This window comes from Mycobacterium sp. P2_H7 (assembly GCF_056403275.1).
In genome coordinates this window covers 1-18,766 of record NZ_JBFUFU010000014.1, presented here as the reverse complement: position 1 = coordinate 18,766, position 18,766 = coordinate 1, and the positions used below count along the sequence as shown (strand labels likewise).

Sequence of the window (18,766 nt, the reverse complement as noted above, 5' to 3'; positions counted from 1 at the left end):
CAGATCTCCTACGAGGCGGGCGCCGTCTGCGGGTTCACGCTGTGCACGCCACCCCACCGCGACGGCGGCCATGCGATGAACCGGGCCTTGCCGATGACGTTGTCGACGGGCACCGTGCCCGCGACCGGGTCACCGGTGCACAGCAGCCCCTTCTGCGCATCGGCGGGCAGATTGGTGCAGTGCGCACGGGAGTCGGCCGAATGCGTGCGGTTGTCCCCCATCACCCACAGCCGGCCGTCGGGCACCTTGACCGGGCCGAACTCGTTGCCGAGGCAGGGGTAGACACTGGTGTCGGCCATCATGGTCGTCGGATCGAGGTAAGGCTCGTTGAGCTTCTTGCCGTCGACCGTCAGCCCGGTGGCCGCACGGCATTCGACGGTCTGGCCGCCGACCGCGATGACCCGCTTGACCAGGTCGTTCTCATCCGGCGGCACGAAGCCGACGAAGGACAGCGCATTCTGCGCCCCCCGGATGATGGCATTCTCGGAGCGGATCGACTTGTAGCCGATGTTCCAGTTCGACGGACCCTTGAAGACGATGACGTCGCCCGGCTCCGGTTCGCTGAAGTCGTACGTCAGCTTGTCGACCATGATCCGGTCGCCGACGCAGCCCGCGCACCCGTGCAGGGTGGGCTCCATCGATTCGGACGGGATCAGATACGGCCGAGCGACGAAGGTGAGCACCACGTAGTACATGACCAACGCGATGGTGACGAGGACGACGCCCTCACGCAGAGCACTGCCCTTGCGTTTGGGCTCATCGCCGTCAACGGTGCTGTCTTCGACGGACTCTTCCGCCGTGCCTTCTTTGTCCTCGGTCACGGCATCAGGGTAGTCAGCGTTCGGACACAAACCCTGGCAGGGCGCGTCAGCGCTTTTCCTTGATCTTCGCCTTCTTGCCGCGGAGCTCGCGCAGGTAGTAGAGCTTGGCGCGACGCACGTCGCCGCGGGTCACGACATCGATGTGGTCGATGTTGGGCGAATGCACCGGGAAGGTCCGCTCGACGCCGACGCCGTAGCTCTCCTTGCGGACGGTGAAGGTCTCGCGGGCGCCGCCGCCCTGGCGCCGGATGACGACACCCTTGAAGACCTGAACGCGCTCCTTGGAGCCCTCGATGACCTTGACGTGCACATTGATGGTGTCGCCGGGGCCGAAGGCCGGGATATCCTCGCGCAGCGACGCCTTGTCGACGAAGTCAAGCGTGTTCATCGGTGACACTTCCTTGTTGTTAGCGGCTCATGTGACACCGCGCCGGGCGCGGTCGAGCCGAGGTATTTCGGGTATATCGGGTCCTGCGTCACGCAGCAGGCCTCACTGGTTACAGGACGCCGTGCGCAGACAACTGCTCAATTGTGCCAGACGGCACGCATACGACGAAATCGCCGCGTACCGGGGCGAAACGCCCGGCGTCATGAGGTGCACGACGAGGGCGTCCAGCCGCTAGGCTACACACGGGTCAGGACCGGTTTTGCGGTGTCTATGTCACCGGCCCGCCACTTGGTTTACACAGCGGTTCACCAGGCTATTGACAGTCACGTCCAGGAGGAGAGCTATGCGAGCGCGGCCGTCGAAATTGATGACGGTGACCGCGACCGTGCTCTGTACCGGTGCATTGGTGTCGGCCTGCGAGGCCAAGGTCTACGGCACCCCACCCGCCCCACCGGAATCGCCGCAGCTGACGGTCATCGCACCGCTGGGCAACTCGGCGCCACTCCCCGAGGCGCCGCCCGATCAACCGACCGCCGCGTTCGACGGATTGGATCTGCGCATCCGGCAGGCCACCACCGATGCCGCGAAATCCGGCGCCGACATCACGGTGGCGATTCTGGATCGCAACACCGGCCAGCTCGTCACCAACGGGCAGGCCGACACCGTCGCGATCGCCTCGGTGGTGAAGCTGTTCATCGCCGACGACCTGCTGCTGCAGGAGTCCAAGGGCCAGACCACCCTGAGCCCGGACGACCGCCGGATGCTCGACGTGATGCTGCGGTCCTCCGATGACAGCGCCGCCGAGGTCTTCTGGAACCGCAGTGGCGGCAGCGCCATCATCAATCGGGTGGTCGCCCGGTACGGGCTGTCCTCCACCACCGCTCCCGGCAACGGCCGTTGGTACAACACCACCAGCACGGTCACCGACCTGGTTCGCTACTACGACATGCTGCTGGCCGGCACCGGCGGACTTCCGCCTGCCGACGCCAGCATCATCTTGTCCAATCTCGCCGAATCGACTCCCACCGCACCCGACGGGATGGTGCCGGGCGGGGTCTACCCGCAGCGTTTCGGCATTCCGGAGGGCTTGCCCGCGGAACCCGTTGCGGTGAAACAGGGTTGGATGTGCTGCGTCGGTGCGGACTGGATGCACCTGTCCACCGGCGTGATCGGGCCGGACCGGCGCTACGTGATGGCCATCAGTTCCATGCAGGCCGCCACCGCCGACAAGGCCCGCCAGACCATCACCGCGGCCGTCGCGACGATCTTCCCCGGCGGGCGTATCTAAACCCCGGGTCGCTTCGCTCCTGCCCGCCGAAACTAGAGGAGGTCGGGCCTGCGCTCGCGGGTCCGTTCCAGTGACCGCTCATGGCGCCAGGCCGCGATCTTGGCGTGGTCCCCCGACAGCAGCACCGGCGGCACCTCTAGCTCGCGCCAGACAGCGGGCCGGGTATAGCTGGGGCCTTCGAGCAGACCGTCGGAATGCGAATCCTCAAGGTGGGACTGCGGATTCCCGAGGACCTCGGGCAGCAGGCGCACCACCGCCTCGACCATGACGAGCACCGCGGCCTCCCCGCCGGCCAACACGTAGTCGCCGATGGAGACCTCCTCGACGCGCATCCGGCGGGCGGCGTCATCGGCCACCCGCTGATCGATGCCCTCGTAGCGTCCGCAGGCGAAGACCAGGTGTGATTCGGCACTCCAGCGTTGCGCGACGGCCTGGGTGAACGGCCGCCCGGCGGGCGTCGGAATCACGAGAAGCGTTTCCGGGGAACAGATCTCGTCGAGTGCGGCACCCCAGACGGGGGCCTTCATGACCATGCCCGGGCCGCCACCGTAGGGCGAGTCGTCGACCGAGCGGTGCACATCATGGGTCCAGCGGCGCAGGTCGTGCACACCGATGTCATAGATGCCGGCCTCGATGGCTTTGCCGGGCAATGCCTGTCGCAGGGGCACCAGATAGTCGGGGAAGATCGTGACGACGTCGATCCGCATATCGCCCTACAGGTCTTCGATATTGAGCAGACCGTCGGGCGGATCGATCTCGATCAGCTGATCGGTCAGCGAGACCGACGTGACAATGGCCCCGACGAACGGCACGAGAATCTCGGCACCCTCGGGGGTTTTGACCGACAGCAGCTCGCCCGCCGAGGTGTGCAGCACCTCTGCCACGGTGCCGATCGCGGTGCCGTCGACGGAGCGCACGGCCAACCCTTCGAGTTGGTGATCGTAGAACTCGTCGGGGTCGTCGATGGGTGGCAGATTCTCGGTGTCGACCAGGAACACGGTGCCGCGGACCTCGTCGGCGGCGTTGCGATCGGACACGCCGGCCACCCGCACCAGCAGGCGGTTACCGTGCTCCCGCACCGTTTCGATGACGAACTCGCGTTGCGGACCGTCGCGCTTGAAACCGCGCAGCCGGGCGCCCGGGGTGAACCGGGCGTCCGGGTCGTCTGTGCGTACGTCGACGACGAGTTCGCCGGTGATGCCGTGGGCCTTCACGACCCGACCGACGACGAGATCCATGCTGAAATCCCTCCCCGGGTCGCTTCGCTCCTGCCCCGCCGCTACTACTGGTCGGTGTCGACCACGTCGACACGGATACCGCGGCCACCGATACCGGCGACCAAGGTCCGCAGCGCGGTGGCCGTGCGACCACCGCGACCGATGACCTTGCCCAGGTCCTCGGGGTGCACGTGCACCTCGACCGTGCGGCCGCGCCGGTTGGTCACCAGGTCGACCCGCACGTCATCGGGGTTGTCGACGATCCCGCGAACGAGATGTTCGACGGCGTCGACGACTACGGAGCTCATTCGGCGGCGGGTGCTTCCGTCTCAGCGGCGGCTTCGGCAGCCGGCGCCTCGGCTTCGGGCGCCTCGGCGGCCTCGTCCTTCTTGGCCGGGGCCTTCTTCTTCTTCAGCTGGGTGGCCTCGCCGGTGGGCTCGTTGTCCGCGGCGGCCAGGGCGGCGTTGAACAGGTCCAGCTTGGAGGTCTTGGGCTCCTTGACCTTCAGCGTGCCCTCCGCGCCCGGCAGGCCCTTGAACTTCTGCCAGTCACCGGTGATCTTCAGCAGGGCCAGGACGGGCTCCGTCGGCTGGGCGCCGACGCTCAGCCAGTACTGCGCGCGCTCGGAGTCGATCTCGATGAGGCTCGGCTCTTCCTTCGGCTGGTACTTGCCGATGACCTCGATGGCGCGACCGTCACGACGGTTGCGGGAGTCAGCGACCGAGATGCGGTACTGGGGGTTACGGATCTTGCCGAAGCGGGCGAGCTTGATCTTGACAGCCATGATGAAAGCGTTCTCTCCTGTGATTGCCACGCAGGCAATTCGGCGACTCGAGCGGGTTGCCCGGTCCGGTTTTGCCTCTGCATGTGTGACCGCCGCGCAGCGCATCTAACGGTGTCGCGCGACAGACAGCCGCTCATTCTGCCAGAGCAGCCGGGATCAGCCCAAATTCACACCACGCGGTCGAAGCACTTCGCCTCGACGCGGCGCGTCATCCGCCAACCGTCGGCGGTGCGCACGAACTCGTCGTCGTACCAGAGCCCGCAGAACAGCACCTGTCCGACTTCTCCGCCCAACACCATGGGGTTGAAGCACAGCGTGCGCGCCGACGCGGTGTCACCGGTCACCCTGACGTCGAAGTTCCCCAGCATGTGCGCATACGCCGGGAAGTTCGGCAGCACCTGCGCCAGCCACGCCTTGACCTCCGGGAAGCGGCCGTCCACCCCGCCCATGGCGCGGTAGTCGATGTAGGCATCCTCGGTGAACACCTGGTCGAGGTCGTCGAACCGGCGGTTGTCGATGGCCGTCGAGTAGGCGACCAGCAGATCTTGGATCTCGAGACGGTCGGAGATCTCTTCGATGCTCAGCACGCCTCGATTGAACCACTACGCCTGCGGGCCCACCGGACCTTCGGCAGGCGGCCAGTGCTCGCCCGACCACTCCCCCGGCTCGGCGTGGTCGCCACGCGACAGCGGCACCCATTGTTCGGTGGGCGCGGGCTGCTTCGACGACGGGAAATCGCGCAGCTTGCCCGTCGGCTTGGCATCCCATTTCGCGAAGGTCAGCGGGGTCTGCAGCCACGCGAAAAGCAGGTTGTAGACGGCTTCCAGGGAGTCGATGTTCGTCCGCTCCCAGCCGTGGCTGCCGTCCAGTCCGAACCCGACCAGCGCGGCCCGGGTGTTGGCCCCGGCTTCGATGGCCGCCGCCGCATCGGACCGGTAGAAGCGGAACAGGTCACGCGCATAAGGGATTTGGCGCTTGTCGGCGAGCTTGCACAGCTTGCGCGTGAGGTGATAGTCGAACGGCCCGTGCAGATCGGCCATCGGGATGGTCACGCCGTCCTCGATGGAGTGCTGACCGGGCGCGCACACCGCGTTGTCGACGGACACCAGTTCGGCGACGTCGGGATCCAGCCCGTGGCTGGCGCCGTGGCCCACCTCTTCGGTGATCGTCACCATGATGGTGGTCTTGTGCGGTAGCACGATCTTTTCCTCGGCGACGGTCTTCGCCAGGGCCAGCGCGACGGCCACCCCGGCCTTACCGTCCAGGTGGCGCGACACGATGTAACCGTCCGCGGTGAGCTCAGGGGCGGCGATCAGGGCGACGAAATCGCCGACGTTGAAGCCGAGCGCCACCAGGTCGGCGCGGGTGGAGACCTTGCGGTCGATGCGGACCTCGACGTGCTCCCACTCGGTGGGCTGGGTGTCGATCGCGTCGCCGAACGCATGCCCGGAGGCCTTCAACGGCATCACCGTCCCGGTGTAGAACTCCTCGGGGTCGTCGGTGAAGACGCGCACGCGCGCCCCGGTCGCGAACCGCGCCGAGAACGTGCCGACCGGGATCAGCTCGAGGCGGCCGTTGTCTTTCAGATCGCGGACCATGCAGCCGATGGTGTCGGCATGCACGACCACCGCCCGGTCGGTGGTCTTCGACTCACCGGGCAGGACCGCGGTGAGTGCGCCCCGGCGGGTCAGGGTGAACGGCACCCCGAGTTCGTCGAGGGTGTCGCCGATCAGTTGCATCACCGCGTCGGTCCGTCCCGACGGACTCGGCGTCTGCAACAGTCCGAGCAGCGTGTCGATCATCCACGCTCGTGTTGCCTCCGGCATCTGCGCAGGTTCGGACACCATGCCTCCTTCTCAAGCATCGGAAATACGGGACCGGCGTGGCGGGCCCCGGCGGTTCAGCCCTGATCGACCGGATCGGGCTGCCAGGCCCACGGCGTGGCCGCGGTACGGGGAAAGAGTAGATCCACGAAAGCCTGGGCGGTCGGGCGCGGCTCATGGTTGGCCAGCCCGGGGCGTTCATTGGCCTCGATGAACACGTACTCCTCGCCGGACACGGACGGCACCATCAGATCGATCCCGGTGACCGGGATGCCGATGGCGTCGGCGGCGTCGATCGCCACCCGCGCCAGTTTCGGGTTCACCTCATCGGTGACATCCCCGATGGTTCCGCCGGTGTGCAGGTTGGCAGTGCGCCGGACGGTCAGCCGCTCGTTGATGGGCAGCACGTCGTCGAGCTCCCAGCCCGCCTCACGCACGGTATCGACGGCGACATCGTCGACGGGGATCTCGGATTCACCGTGCGTGGCCACGGAGCGCCTGCGGCTCTGCGCCTCGATCAGCTGCCGCACGGTGTGCTTGCCGCTGCCCAGCACCTGGGGTGGACGACGCACGGCCGCGGCGATCACCTTGCCGTTGATCACCACCAGCCGCAGATCCTCACCCTCACAGCGCTCTTCGATGAGCACGTCGGGGCAATGCTTGGCCGCCCACGTCAGCGCACGGTCCAATTCGTCGGTTTTCGTGACGCCGACGGTGATGCCCGCGCCCTGTTCGCCGCGGGCGGGTTTGACCACCACCGACCCCACCTCACGCATGAACGCGTAGTCCTCGTCGTCGAAGGTCGCGGTCCGGCCGCGGGGCACCCGGATCCCCGCTTCGGACACCACCCGGCGGGCCACCCGTTTGTCGTCACACCGGCTCATCGCGACCGCGTTGGTCAACTCCGACAGCGACTCCCGGGTGACGACGCTGGTGCCGCCGTGGGTCAGCCGCATGTAGCCACCCTTGCCGTCGAGGACCTCCACGTGGATACCCCGCATGATGGCCTCGTCGGCGATGATCCGGCCGTACGGGTTGAGTTCGGCGAGACCCTCCTCCTCCTGCACGGGTGCGAACAGCTTCTCGTTGATGGCGTTCTTGCGTTTGATGCCCAGGGCGGGGACCCGCTCGAAACCCATCCGTTCATACAGCGCGATCGCGCCCTCGTTGTCGTGCAGCACCGAGAGGTCCATCTGGTCACGGCCCCGCCGGATGAACTCCTCCACCAGCGAGCGCACCAGCAGTCCGCCCACGCCGGGCCGGGACACGCTGGGGTCCACCGCCAGACACCAAAGGCTGGAACCGTTTTCGCCGTCGTCGAACAGTTGCCGATGGTCGATGCCCGTCACGGTGCCGATCAGGGCGCCGGTGTGTTCGTCGGTGGCGACCAGGTAGACCATGTGCTCTTCGCGCTGCACGTTGTTCCACATCAGGTCGGTGTCGGCGGGCACCATCCGGCAACGCACGTAGATCTCGTTGATCGCACCGCAGTCCGCCAACGACTCCACGGGCCGCACCACGACGCCGGGCACATCGCCCGGCCAGAACTCACCCCGCTCGGAGAAGGTCAGCCGATAGGTGAAGCTCGGGTCGATGAAGAACTCCTGCGGGTGCAGGGCTACGAAGACGTGCGGGGCGTCGAGATACATGCCGATGTCCCGTCGGCCGCTGGCCTCGGCCCGCAGCGCGGTACCGAACGCCTCCGGGTCGTCGAAGGTCTGGCCGAAGACCAGCCGCCCCCAGCCGAGGTCCTGCACCACTCCGACGTCGTCCCGGGTATCCGACATGGTCAACGCGTACCTCCGTCGATGTTCTGCGCCAGCCACATCTCCAGCAAGCCGATCTGCCACAACGGATTACCCCGCAACGGGGTGAGGTTGCCGTTCGAGTCGGCCAGCAACCCGTCCACTGCCGACGCATCGAAGAGGCCCCGCGAACGGGCCGCATCGCTGTGCAGCGCGTCGCGCACGAGGTCCAGATACGGTCCGGCCAGGTGCTTGAGCGCCGGGACCGGAAAGTAGCCCTTCGGCCGGTCGATGACCTCGCTGGGAATGACCCGGCGGGCGGCCTGTTTCAGCACACCCTTGCCGTCGAAGGCGGTCTTGAGTTCGGGCGGGCAGGTGGCGGCCAGTTCCACCAGTTCATGGTCCAGGAACGGCACTCGGCCCTCCAGCCCCCACGCCATGGTCATGTTGTCCACCCGTTTGACGGGATCATCCACCAACATCACGGTGGTGTCCAACCGTAGGGCCCGGTCGGTGGCGGTGGCCGCACCCGGGGCGGCGAACTGGTCGCGCACGAAGTCCCCGGCGATGTCGGTGTCCAGCCGCCACTGCGGCTGCAGCAGCGCATTCACACCGGCATGGTCGCGGTCGAAAAAGGCTGCGCGGTAACGGCTCAACGCATCGCCGACGTCACCGTCGGCCGCCGCAGCCATCGGCGGGTACCAGTGGTAACCGGCGAAGATCTCGTCGGCGCCCTGGCCGGACTGCACCACCTTGACGTGCTTGCTGACCTCTTGGGACAGCAGATAGAACGCCACGCAGTCATGGCTCATCATCGGCTCACTCATCGCCCCGATCGCGCCCGAGAGGGCGGGCAGCATGCGGGCGGTGTCGATGCGGATCTGATGGTGGTCAGTGCCGAAATGACGCGCGATGACGTCGGAATACTTGAATTCGTCACCCTCCTCGCCACCGGCGGCCTCGAAGCCGATCGAGAAGGTGGCCAGCCCGTGCTGACCCGCCTCGGCGAGCAGCCCGACGATGAGGCTGGAGTCCAGTCCGCCCGACAGCAGGCAGCCGACCGGAACGTCGGCCACCAGGCGGCGCTCCACCGCGGTGCGCAACGACGCCAGGACGGCTTCCTCCCAGTCCTGCGCGGACCAGTCGGCGCGCTCGGCGACGCGCTCGAAGGCCGGGCTCCAGTAGGTGCGCTCGGTGCGGCGACCCTCGGCGTCGATGCGCATGATGGTGCCGGGCGCCAGCTTGCGGACCCCACGCAGGATGGTGTGCGGCGCCGGGACGACCGAGTGGAAACTCAGATAGTGGTGCAGCGCAACGGGATCGATCGACGTATCGACCCCGCCGGCGGCGACCAGCGCGGGCAACGTGGAGGCGAACCGGAACGCGCCGGTCGCCCCGGGGATGTCGGCCCAGTACAGGGGCTTGATCCCGAGGCGGTCCCGCGCCAGCATCACCTCGCCGCTGTCGGTGTCGGTGACGGCGAAGGCGAACATGCCGAACAACCGGTCGACGACGCCCTCACCCCACGCGTGGAAACCCTTGAGCACCACCTCGGTATCGCTGTGCGAGAAGAATCGGTAGCCCTTGGCGATCAGGTCGTCACGCAGCTGCGGATAGTTGTAGATGCAGCCGTTGAAGGCCACCGTCAGATGTAACTCGGGATCGTGCATCGGCTGGTGTCCATGACTGGACAGGTCGATGATCGCCAGGCGCCGGTGCCCGAACGCCACCCCGTCCTTGGCCCACATACCTCCACTGTCGGGTCCGCGGGGAACCATCGTGTCGGCCATCGACGCGACGGCTCCGATGTCTGCTGCCCGTCCGCGAGCAATCTCACCCGCGATGCCGCACATGGCGTGAACCACCTCTTCCTCGATTGAGGGCGACCGTGCCGGTTTGGTCAAGGCACGTCGCCCGCGAGCATGGATACCCGCCGGTGGCTCTTCCAAACGCGACCTGAGTCACAGCCGACGGTGGCGGCTGCCGATAGGGTTCGTTGTCCATGGGGAGATTACTGACTGTTCTGCTCAGCTGCCTGTCCGTGATGTTCGCGCTGACCGCACCCACCGCCTCCGCCGACGTGGCGATACCCGCCGGCGCCGKGCCGGCGCCGGAGGGACCTGCCGAGGCGTGGGTGGTCGCGGACATCGACAGCGGCGAGGTGCTGGCCGCACGCAACGAATACGGCCGCTACGCACCCGCGAGCACCATCAAGGTGCTGCTGGCGCTGACCGTGCTCGACGAGTTACCGCTGGACGCCACGGTCGTCGCCAACGTGCCCGACACGGTGGTCGAATGCAACTGCGCCGGCGTGGCGCCCGGTCAGACCTACACCACCCGCCAACTGCTGGATGGTCTGCTGCTGGTGTCGGGCAATGACGCCGCCAACACGCTGGCCACCATGCTCGGTGGCCGCGACGCCGCGATCGCCAAGATGACCGCCAAGGCAGCTTCCGTCGGTGCCACCGCCACCACCGCGGGCAGCCCGTCCGGACTCGACGGCCCCGGCATCGATGTGTGGACCACCCCGCACGACCTGGCGGTGATCTTCCGCGCCGCCCTGGCCCACCCGGTGTTCGCCGAGATCACCGCCCAGCCCACCGCGCTGTTCCCGAGCAAGACCGGTGAGCGGGTGCTGGTCAACCAGGACGAGATGCTGGCCCGCTATCCCGGCATGCTCGGCGGTAAGACCGGATTCACCGATCTGGCCCGCAAGACGTTCGTCGGGGCGGCCCAGCGGGACGGCAGGCGCCTGGTGGTGGTGCTGATGCACGGGCTGATCAAGGAGGGCGGACCGACCTACTGGGATCAGGCATCTGCCCTGCTGGACTGGGGATTTGCGCAAGGACGCGGCGCGTCCGTCGGCACGTTGTGACGCTGCCCGCCGGCCGATGCCGAACGGCAACCTGATCGCGCGCTGACCGAGTCCTGTGCGCCGTAATCTCGGCGCGTGCGAAGACTGTTGACGGCGACCCTGCTCACCGTGGCGACGGCGTTGACCGCAGGAGTCGCCTCCCCTTTTTCGGTAGCCCAACCGGGTGCCGAGCTCGCCGGCGTGCAGGCGTTCGCGGACGGCCCGGCCAAGGCCTGGCTGCTGGCCGACCTCGATACGGGCGCCGTGCTGGCCTCCAAAGATCCCTATGGCAGCTATGCCCCGGCCAGCACCATCAAGGTGCTGCTGGCCACCGTCGTGCTGGACCGGCTGCGCCCGGACAACTTCGCCCGCGCCAACGCCTCCCACACCAAGGTCGAATGCTCGTGTGCGGGACTGAAGGCCGGGCAGGCCTACACCACCCGCCAACTGCTGGAGGCCCTGCTGATGGTGTCCGGCAATGACGCCGCGAACATGCTGGCCGACATGCTCGGCGGGCAACGGGTGGCGGTGGCGAGGATGAACGCCAAGGCCCAGCAGTTGGGCGCCCGGCACACCAAGGCGTCGTCCCCGTCGGGCCTGGACGGCCCGGGCTGGGCGACGGTGACCACGCCGCATGACCTTGCGCTGATCTTCCGCGCCGCGCTGGCATACCCGCTGATCGCGCAGATCATGACGCAGCCGTCGGCGGAATTCCCGGGCCGCACACTCACCAACCAGAATGAGCTGCTGAGCCGCTATCCGGGTGACCTCGGCGGAAAGACCGGCTACACGAATTTGGCCCAGCACACCTACGTCGGTGCCGCTCAGCGGGGTAATCGCCGGCTGGTGGTGGTTCAGATGTACGGCAACGGCGACCTCTACGGCCAGGCGGTCAGCCTGCTCGACTGGGGCTTCAGCCGCTCCGCGTAGGGAGGCCCCCGCGCGACACCACCCGTGAAGTAAGGTGACCCTAATTTTGCGCACGCACAACTGAGGGGAGCCGATGTGAGCGGCCAACAGGAGTCATCGCTGATCGTCGCCTTCGGTACGGATATGGGCAACTCCGAGGACGCCGCGATGACGTTCGCCGAGTCCGTCGCCGCCATCGGCATCCAGGCCGAGGCGATCGAGCTGAACCAGGTCGAACTCTCGGAGTTGCAGAGCGCCACGCACTTCGTCGCCGTCGTCTCGACCTTCGGCGAGGGCGAGTTCCCCGACACCGCCACCATCTTCTGGGAGGCACTGGAGGCCAGCTCCGAGCGGCTGGAGAATCTGAGTTACTCGATCCTGGCACTGGGCGACAGCTCCTACGAATTGTTCTGCAACGCAGGCAAACTGCTCGACGAGAAGCTCGAAGCGCTGGGCGCAACCCGCATGGTCGACCGGGTGGACGTCGACGGCTTCTACGAGCAGCCGGCCAAGGCGTGGACCGCGGACGTGGTCAAGATGATGACCGCCGAGCACGGCGACGCCGCACCGGTCGAAACCGTCGCCGCTGCGGTCGCCCCCCGGGAGCGCCACGAGGTGTTCGAGGCCGCGCTGGCGGTGAACCGGTTGCTCACCGCTGCCGATTCCGACAAAGAGGTGCGCCACTACGAGGTCGACCTCACCGGGTCGGGCATCACCTATCAAGCGGGTGACTCACTGGCCGTGCACGCCAGCAACGACCCCGCGCTGGTCGCCCTGATCCTGGGCGAACTCGGCGTCGGCCCCGACCACGTGGTGCCCGACCATGACGAGCCGCTCGGGGTGCTCCTGGCCGAACGGCTGGAGATCCGCATTCCCTCGCGGGCCCTGCAGGACCTGGCCGGTCCCGCGGCCTACGGCGAGGACGTCCTGGACCTCATCCGGCGCGCCGGACTCAAGACCGATGACGTCCTGGACACCCTGCGGCCGTTGGCTTTCCGCGACTACTCGATCGCCTCGAGCCCCGTGGCCCATCCCGGGCACATCCACCTGACGGTCGCATCGGTGCGCTACCCGGGCGCCGACCGCGAGCACAACGGTCTCGCGTCGACGTTCCTGGCCGACCGCACCGAGCACGTACGGGTACACCTGCGCCCCAACCACAACTTCCGGCTGCCCGGCCCCGACGTGCCGATCATCATGATCGGTCCCGGCACCGGCATCGCCCCGTTCCGCGCCTTCCTGCAGGAGCGCCAGGCCACCGGGGCGACCGGTCGGTCGTGGTTGTTCTTCGGCGACCGGCACCGGGCCACCGATTACCTGTACGGCGAGGAGCTGGAAGGCTTCCTCGCGTCGGGTGCGCTGACCCGGCTGGACCTGGCGTTCTCCCGTGACCAGGACGCCAAAGTCTATGTGCAGCACCGGATGTCGGAGAACGCCGAGGAATTCTTCGGCTGGCTGACCGATGGAGCGTACGTGTATGTGTGCGGGGACGCCGACCGGATGGCCAAGGACGTCGACGCCATGCTGCACGACGTCGTGGCCCGCGGCGGCAGGATGGACGCCATGGCCGCGCACACCTACGTCAACGACCTGATCAAGTCACATCGCTACGTGCGCGACGTGTACTAGTAGACCCGGCCGCGCAGAATCACCAGGTCGGGGTGTCCCACCCCGACCTCGCGGGGATCATCGGCGAAACACAGCAGGTCCGCGGACGCGCCGTGTTCCAGCGCGGGCCTGCCCAGCCAGGCACGCGCATCCCAGCATGCCGCACCCAGCGCGTCGGTGGCGCTGAGCCCGACGGTCTGCAGCGCCGCGATCTCGTCGCCGATCCGGCCGTGCGCGATCATCCCGCCGGCGTCGGTGCCCGCGAAGATCGGTACGCCGGCCTCGTGGGCGGCACCGACCCGTCGATGACACGAGGCGTACAGCTCACGCATGTGTGCGGCGTAGGCCGGGTATTTGCCTGCGGCGTCGGCGATTCCGGGGAAGTTCTCGATGTTGATCAGGGTGGGCACCAGGGCCGTGCCGTGTTCCAGCATCAGGTCGATGACATCCTCGGTGATGCCGGTGCCGTGCTCGATGCAGTCGATGCCCGCGGTGATCAGGCCGGGCAGCGCGTCCTCGCCGAAGACGTGGGCGGTGACGCGGGCGCCGTTGGAGTGGGCGGCGTCGATGGCCGCCTTGAGGATGTCGTCGGACCACAGCGGCGCAAGGTCGCCGATCTCGCGGTCGATCCAGTCGCCGACGAGTTTCACCCAGCCGTCGCCCCAGCGTGCCTGCTCGGCCACCGCCGCGGGCAGTTGTGATTCGTCCTCGATGTCGATGGGCAGTCCCGGCATGTAGCGCTTGGGCCGGGCCAGGTGCCGGCCGGCGCGGATGATGCGCGGCAGATCGTCCCGGTCGTCGAAGCTGCGGGTGTCCACCGGGGAGCCGGCATCGCGCAGCAGCAGCGCCCCCGCCCCGCGCTCGGTCTCGGCCTGCTCGACGGCCTCGTCGAACGTGGTGGGCCCACCGGGCTTGAGCCCGACGTGACAGTGCGCGTCCACCAGGCCCGGGATGATCCAGCCGCCGTCGAAGACGGTGGGGACGTTGGCAATCGGCTCCGCCGACAGCACACCGTCGTGAATCCACCACTGCACTTCCTCGCCGCCGGGAAGCCCTCGACCGCGAACGTGCACCGGGGCTACTTCTGGCCCGGGAACTTCAGCTTGGACAGGTCGAAATCGGCCAGGCCGGGCGGCAACTCGTCCAGACCCTTGGGCATGTTGGACAGGTCCGGGAAGCCCGCGGGCAGCGCTCCTGGCGCCCCGAACGGATTCTTCGGCGGGGTGGGGCCGTTACCGCGGCCCTTGTTCTTGCCCTTACCGGCCTGCTTGTTCTTGCCCTTGACCGCCTTGCGGGCAGTGTTCTTGCGGGCGAACGGCATTCCCATCTGGCCGGCCATCTGCGACATCATCTTGCGGGCGTCGAAGAACCGGTCGACGAGCTGGTTGACCTCGGCGACGCTGACACCCGAACCGTTGGCGATCCGCAGGCGGCGCGACGCGTTGATGATCTTCGGGTCGGACCGTTCGCCGGGAGTCATACCGCGGATGATGGCCTGCACCCGGTCCAGCTGGCTGTCGTCGACGGCGGCCAGCGCGTCCTTCATCTGGCCCGCGCCGGGCAGCATGCCCAGCAGGTTGCCGATGGGGCCCATCTTGCGGATGGCCAGCATCTGCTCGAGGAAGTCCTCCAGCGTCAGCTCCCCCGTGCTGATCTTGGCGGCGGCCTCTTCGGCCTTCTGCTGATCGAAGACCTGCTCGGCCTGCTCGATGAGGGTGAGCACATCGCCCATGCCCAGGATGCGGCTGGCCATCCGGTCCGGGTGGAAGACGTCGAAGTCCTCGAGCTTCTCACCGGCGGAGGCGAAGAGGATGGGCACACCGGTGATCTCGCGGACCGAGAGCGCCGCGCCACCGCGGGCGTCGCCGTCGAGCTTGGTCAGCACCACACCGGTGAAACCGACGCCGGCGCCGAAGGCCTCGGCGGTGGTGACGGCGTCCTGACCGATCATGGCGTCCAGGACGAACAGCGTCTCGTCGGGCTGCACGGCATCACGGATGGCCGCGGCCTGGGCCATCAGCTGCTCGTCGATGCCGAGGCGGCCGGCGGTGTCGACGATGACGACGTCGAAATGTTTGGCCCTGGCCTCGGCCAGGCCCGCGGCGGCCACCGAGACCGGGTCGCCGGTGGCCATCATGTCGATGCTGACCCCGTCCGGTGACACACCCGGGTGCGGCGCGAACACCGAGACACCCGCGCGTTCACCGACGATCTGCAGCTGGTGCACCGCACCGGGGCGCTGCAGGTCGCAGGCCACCAGCAGCGGGGTGTGGCCCTTGGCCTTCAGCCACTTGGCGAGCTTGCCCGCCAGCGTGGTCTTACCGGAGCCCTGCAGACCGGCCAGCATGATGACGGTGGGCGGGGTCTTGGCGAACGCGATCTGGCGGGTCTCGCCACCGAGGATGCCGACGAGCTCGTCGTTGACGATTTTGACGACCTGCTGGGCCGGGTTCAGCGCGCCGGAGACCTCCGCGCCCTTCGCACGATCCTTGATGCGGCCGACGAATGCGCGCACCACGGGCAGCGACACGTCGGCTTCGAGCAGGGCCAGGCGGATCTCGCGCGCGGTCGCGTCGATGTCGGCGTCGGTCAGCCGACCCCGGGCGCGCAGGCCAGCCAGTGCACCGGTCAACCGGTCAGACAGCGATTCAAACACCTGGTAAGCCTAACGGTCGCGGTGAACTCAGGTCTCAGGCGAGTCACCGGCGCTAATCTGTCAACGCACATTGACAGATATCGCCGGAGGGCCCATGACCGCGATCGACGTACCCCTGCCCGAGATCCGCCCCGCCCCCGATGACGCCGTGAGCACCACGCATATCAGCCAGTGCACCCTGTGCGAGGCCCACTGCGGAATTCACGTGACGGTCACCGACGGCAAGGTCAGCCGTATAGAGGGAAATCCCGACGATGTGTTCTCCAAGGGCTACATCTGCCCGAAGGCCACCGCGATGGGCGGCCTGCATCACGATCCGGATCGCCTGCGCACCCCGATGCGGCGGGTCGGTGACCGATTCGAACCGGTGAGCTGGGATGCGGCGTTCGCCGAGATCGGCGCGCGGCTGCGCCGCGTCCGCAAGGAGCACGGCGTCCGGGCGCTGGGCATGTATCTCGGCAATCCGGCCGCACACAGTTCGGGCGCCGTCTACGGACTCATATTGCGGATGGCGCTGCTGACACCGAACTTCTTCACGGCGTCGTCGATAGACCAGATGCCGCACGAATACGCGGCCTGGCGGGTGTTCGGCTCCAACATGCTGGTCCCGATCACCGACATCGACCGGACCCAGCGGCTGGTGATCGTCGGCGCCAACCCGGCCGTGTCCAATGGCTCGCTGTCGATCATGCCGGGGGCCAAACGCCGCATCAAAGCGGTCCGCGACCGCGGCGGCAAGGTCGTCGTGATCGACCCGCGCCGCACCGAGACCGCCCGACTGGCCGATCAGCACGTCTCGGTACGCCCGGGTGGGGATCTGTACCTGCTGCTGGGCATCCTGCATGTGCTGGTGGACGAGAACCTCTGCGATATACGCGCCATCGACACGCAGGCGTCGGGCTGGGCGGAGCTCAAGGACCTGGTGCGCGACGCCACGCCGGACGCCGTCGCCGAACGGGCCGGTGTGGACGCCGAGACCATCCGGACATTGGCACGCGAGCATGCCGCGGCGGAGTCGGCGGCGATCTACGCACGGATCGGCATCTGCCAGCAGGAGACCGGCACGCTGGTCAGCTGGCTGGTCATGGTGATCAACGCGGTGACCGGAAATCTGGACCGGGCCGGCGGGACGATGTTCTCGACGCCGATCGTCGACGTTCCCCGGGCCGCGCGGTATGTCCCCGTCGGGCACGCGGCGTGGTCGGACCGCTCGGGGCGCTACCAGTCCTTCCGCTCCGAACTTCCCGCCGTCGCGATGGCCGATGAGATGCTCACCGCCGGTGAGGGCCAGATCCGGGCGATGATCACCTACGCCGGCAATCCGGTGTCGTCGATCCCGCAGCGGGGCCGCCTGGACGAGGCACTGTCCGGGCTGGATCTGTATGTGGCGGTGGACATGTACGTCACCGAGACCACGCGGCACGCGGACTTCATCCTGCCTCCGGTGTCGCCGCTGGAGCGCGAGGACGTCGGCCTGCTCACCACGATCTTCAGCGTGCGCAACAACATCCGGTTCCAGCACCGTTCCTTCGACCCGCCCGCCGGCGGCAAGGAGGACTGGGAGATCCTCAGCAGGCTGACCATGGAGTTGCTGCCCGCACCACTGCGTCAGGTCCTCGCCCCCGTGCGTACCCGGTTGATCGACTTCGCCAATCCGCTGCGGATGGCCGGCCTGGCCGTGACGACGGGACCCTGGGGCCGACTCCGCAAGGGCCGCAAGGGAATCACGATGCGCGGGCTGCGGGCCAGCGCGGGCGGTCTGGATCTGGGTGCCCTACAGCCACGGCTGCCCAAGGTCATCGCCACCCGCGACCGCAAGGTCGCGCTGGCGCCCGCAGAATTCGTGGCGGCCGCCACCGGATACCTGCGCACGCCGGCCGACGGCGCGGGGCGCACCTACGATCTGCAACTCATCGGGCGTCGCCAACTGCGCAGCAACAACTCGTGGTTGCACAACGTGCCGACCATGACCGGCGGCAACAACAAGTGCACCGTGCTGATGCACCCCGACGACGCCCTGGCCCGCGGACTGGCCCAGGGCGAATCCGTGCGGGTCACCTCGGCCGTCGGGGAAATCGAAGTGCCACTGGACATCAGCGACGATATCCGGCCCGGCACCGTCGCGGTGCCCCACGGCTGGGGCCATCGGGGGACCGGCTGGAGCCACGCGAACACCCTGCCCGGCGCGAACGTCAACGCCCTGCACGACCCGGGTCAGGTGGACACTTTCACCGGCACCGCGGCCGTGAACAACACCTGGGTGACGGTCACCGGCGCGTGATTCAGCCGTCCGGTTTGGGTTCGGCGGGGCCCGGCCGGGTGTCATCCGTGATGTGTTCGGGGTGGTGGTAGATGTTGGTGCGGGCTTGGCCGGTGTCCAACAGTGGTGGGGGGATCCATTCCACGGTGCCGTCGGCATGGATCACCGTTTTTCAACCCTTCTCCGTGACGTAGCGGTTGTGCGGGCCACAGGCGGGCACCATTTCCTCGATATCGGTGTTGCCGCCCTGGGCGAAATCGCTTTTCCCATGGTGTGCCTGACACCCCGACGCCGGAACCCGGCACCCCGGAAACGTGCAGCCCCGATGCTTGTAGATCAACACCAGGCGCTGATCCGGACTCGCGCAACGGCGGGTCCGCCCAAAATGCAACGGCTGACCCGATACGTCGTCG

At 67.8% G+C, this 18,766-nt stretch carries 19 protein-coding genes; 5 read left to right on the top strand and 14 right to left on the bottom strand.

Annotated elements, in window-relative coordinates; genetic code table 11:
* Window positions 1–8: 8 nt before the first annotated feature.
* Together lepB and rplS are read right to left on the bottom strand one after the other, a co-directional pair.
* The gene (gene lepB, locus AC1DY7_RS21505; RefSeq protein WP_477495753.1) at window positions 9–821 is read right to left on the bottom strand and encodes a signal peptidase I; all 813 of its coding nucleotides are present in this window, start codon (window positions 819–821) and stop codon (window positions 9–11) included.
* Window positions 822–867: 46 nt separating this feature from the next.
* A complete protein-coding gene (gene rplS, locus AC1DY7_RS21500; RefSeq protein WP_477495752.1) occupies window positions 868–1,209 on the bottom strand; it encodes a 50S ribosomal protein L19 in 342 nt (113 codons plus the stop codon).
* 343 nt (window positions 1,210–1,552) lie between these two features.
* Here rplS and AC1DY7_RS21495 point away from each other — a divergent pair, with 343 nt between their 5' ends.
* Entirely contained in the window at window positions 1,553–2,497 is a 945-nt protein-coding gene (locus tag AC1DY7_RS21495) for a serine hydrolase (RefSeq protein ID WP_477495751.1), read from the top strand.
* Between the two features lie 32 nt (window positions 2,498–2,529).
* Here the strand turns inward: AC1DY7_RS21495 and trmD are convergent, their stop codons facing one another.
* The 8 genes from trmD to AC1DY7_RS21455 form a co-directional block, all read right to left on the bottom strand.
* A complete protein-coding gene (trmD, locus tag AC1DY7_RS21490) occupies window positions 2,530–3,204 on the bottom strand; it encodes a tRNA (guanosine(37)-N1)-methyltransferase TrmD (RefSeq protein ID WP_477495750.1) in 675 nt (224 codons plus the stop codon).
* Window positions 3,205–3,210: 6 nt separating this feature from the next.
* A complete protein-coding gene (gene rimM / locus AC1DY7_RS21485; protein ID WP_477495749.1) occupies window positions 3,211–3,735 on the bottom strand; it encodes a ribosome maturation factor RimM in 525 nt (174 codons plus the stop codon).
* 44 nt (window positions 3,736–3,779) lie between these two features.
* Entirely contained in the window at window positions 3,780–4,022 is a 243-nt protein-coding gene (locus AC1DY7_RS21480) for an RNA-binding protein (RefSeq protein WP_090356861.1), read from the bottom strand.
* Entirely contained in the window at window positions 4,019–4,498 is a 480-nt protein-coding gene (gene rpsP / locus AC1DY7_RS21475) for a 30S ribosomal protein S16 (RefSeq protein WP_477495748.1), read from the bottom strand. The genes AC1DY7_RS21480 and rpsP overlap by 4 nt, the downstream gene beginning before the upstream one ends.
* Window positions 4,499–4,665: 167 nt before the next feature.
* Entirely contained in the window at window positions 4,666–5,085 is a 420-nt protein-coding gene (locus AC1DY7_RS21470) for a nuclear transport factor 2 family protein (protein ID WP_477495747.1), read from the bottom strand.
* 15 nt (window positions 5,086–5,100) lie between these two features.
* Complete coding sequence (locus AC1DY7_RS21465) at window positions 5,101–6,345, bottom strand: osmoprotectant NAGGN system M42 family peptidase (protein ID WP_477495746.1); 1,245 nt, start codon at window positions 6,343–6,345, stop codon at window positions 5,101–5,103.
* 53 nt (window positions 6,346–6,398) lie between these two features.
* On the bottom strand, window positions 6,399–8,108 hold the full coding sequence (gene ngg, locus AC1DY7_RS21460; protein ID WP_477495745.1) for an N-acetylglutaminylglutamine synthetase: 1,710 nt from the start codon (window positions 8,106–8,108) through the stop codon (window positions 6,399–6,401).
* Window positions 8,109–8,110: 2 nt separating this feature from the next.
* Window positions 8,111–9,919: an N-acetylglutaminylglutamine amidotransferase gene (locus tag AC1DY7_RS21455; protein WP_477495744.1), complete on the bottom strand. Its 1,809-nt coding sequence runs from the start codon at window positions 9,917–9,919 to the stop codon at window positions 8,111–8,113.
* A gap of 149 nt (window positions 9,920–10,068) precedes the next feature.
* On the opposite strand from AC1DY7_RS21455, the gene AC1DY7_RS21450 reads away from it, so the two are divergent.
* The 3 genes from AC1DY7_RS21450 to AC1DY7_RS21440 all read left to right on the top strand — a co-directional run bounded on the left by AC1DY7_RS21450 (window position 10,069) and on the right by AC1DY7_RS21440 (window position 13,458).
* Complete coding sequence (locus tag AC1DY7_RS21450; RefSeq protein WP_477495743.1) at window positions 10,069–10,941, top strand: D-alanyl-D-alanine carboxypeptidase family protein; 873 nt, start codon at window positions 10,069–10,071, stop codon at window positions 10,939–10,941.
* Window positions 10,942–11,016: 75 nt separating this feature from the next.
* Complete coding sequence (locus AC1DY7_RS21445) at window positions 11,017–11,850, top strand: D-alanyl-D-alanine carboxypeptidase family protein (protein WP_477495742.1); 834 nt, start codon at window positions 11,017–11,019, stop codon at window positions 11,848–11,850.
* Window positions 11,851–11,925: 75 nt separating this feature from the next.
* Window positions 11,926–13,458 carry a diflavin oxidoreductase gene (locus AC1DY7_RS21440; RefSeq protein WP_477495741.1) on the top strand — a complete coding sequence of 511 codons (1,533 nt, stop codon included), beginning with the start codon at window positions 11,926–11,928 and terminating at the stop codon, window positions 13,456–13,458.
* On the opposite strand, the gene AC1DY7_RS21435 is transcribed toward AC1DY7_RS21440, so the two are convergent.
* Window positions 13,455–14,510, bottom strand: coding sequence for an amidohydrolase family protein (locus tag AC1DY7_RS21435; RefSeq protein WP_477495740.1), 1,056 nt, complete (start codon window positions 14,508–14,510; stop codon window positions 13,455–13,457). The two genes, AC1DY7_RS21440 and AC1DY7_RS21435, sit on opposite strands and share 4 nt — an antisense overlap.
* Window positions 14,511–14,515: 5 nt before the next feature.
* Window positions 14,516–16,093 carry a signal recognition particle protein gene (gene ffh, locus AC1DY7_RS21430; RefSeq protein WP_477495739.1) on the bottom strand — a complete coding sequence of 526 codons (1,578 nt, stop codon included), beginning with the start codon at window positions 16,091–16,093 and terminating at the stop codon, window positions 14,516–14,518.
* Window positions 16,094–16,187: 94 nt separating this feature from the next.
* Here ffh and AC1DY7_RS21425 point away from each other — a divergent pair, with 94 nt between their 5' ends.
* Entirely contained in the window at window positions 16,188–18,374 is a 2,187-nt protein-coding gene (locus tag AC1DY7_RS21425) for a molybdopterin-dependent oxidoreductase (protein WP_477495738.1), read from the top strand.
* A 1-nt stretch (window position 18,375) separates the two neighbouring features.
* On the opposite strand, the gene AC1DY7_RS21420 is transcribed toward AC1DY7_RS21425, so the two are convergent.
* Window positions 18,376–18,519: a hypothetical protein gene (locus tag AC1DY7_RS21420; RefSeq protein ID WP_477495737.1), complete on the bottom strand. Its 144-nt coding sequence runs from the start codon at window positions 18,517–18,519 to the stop codon at window positions 18,376–18,378.
* A gap of 6 nt (window positions 18,520–18,525) precedes the next feature.
* On the bottom strand, window positions 18,526–18,766 hold a 241-nt coding region (locus AC1DY7_RS21415), incomplete at its 5' end, for an HNH endonuclease signature motif containing protein (protein WP_477495736.1).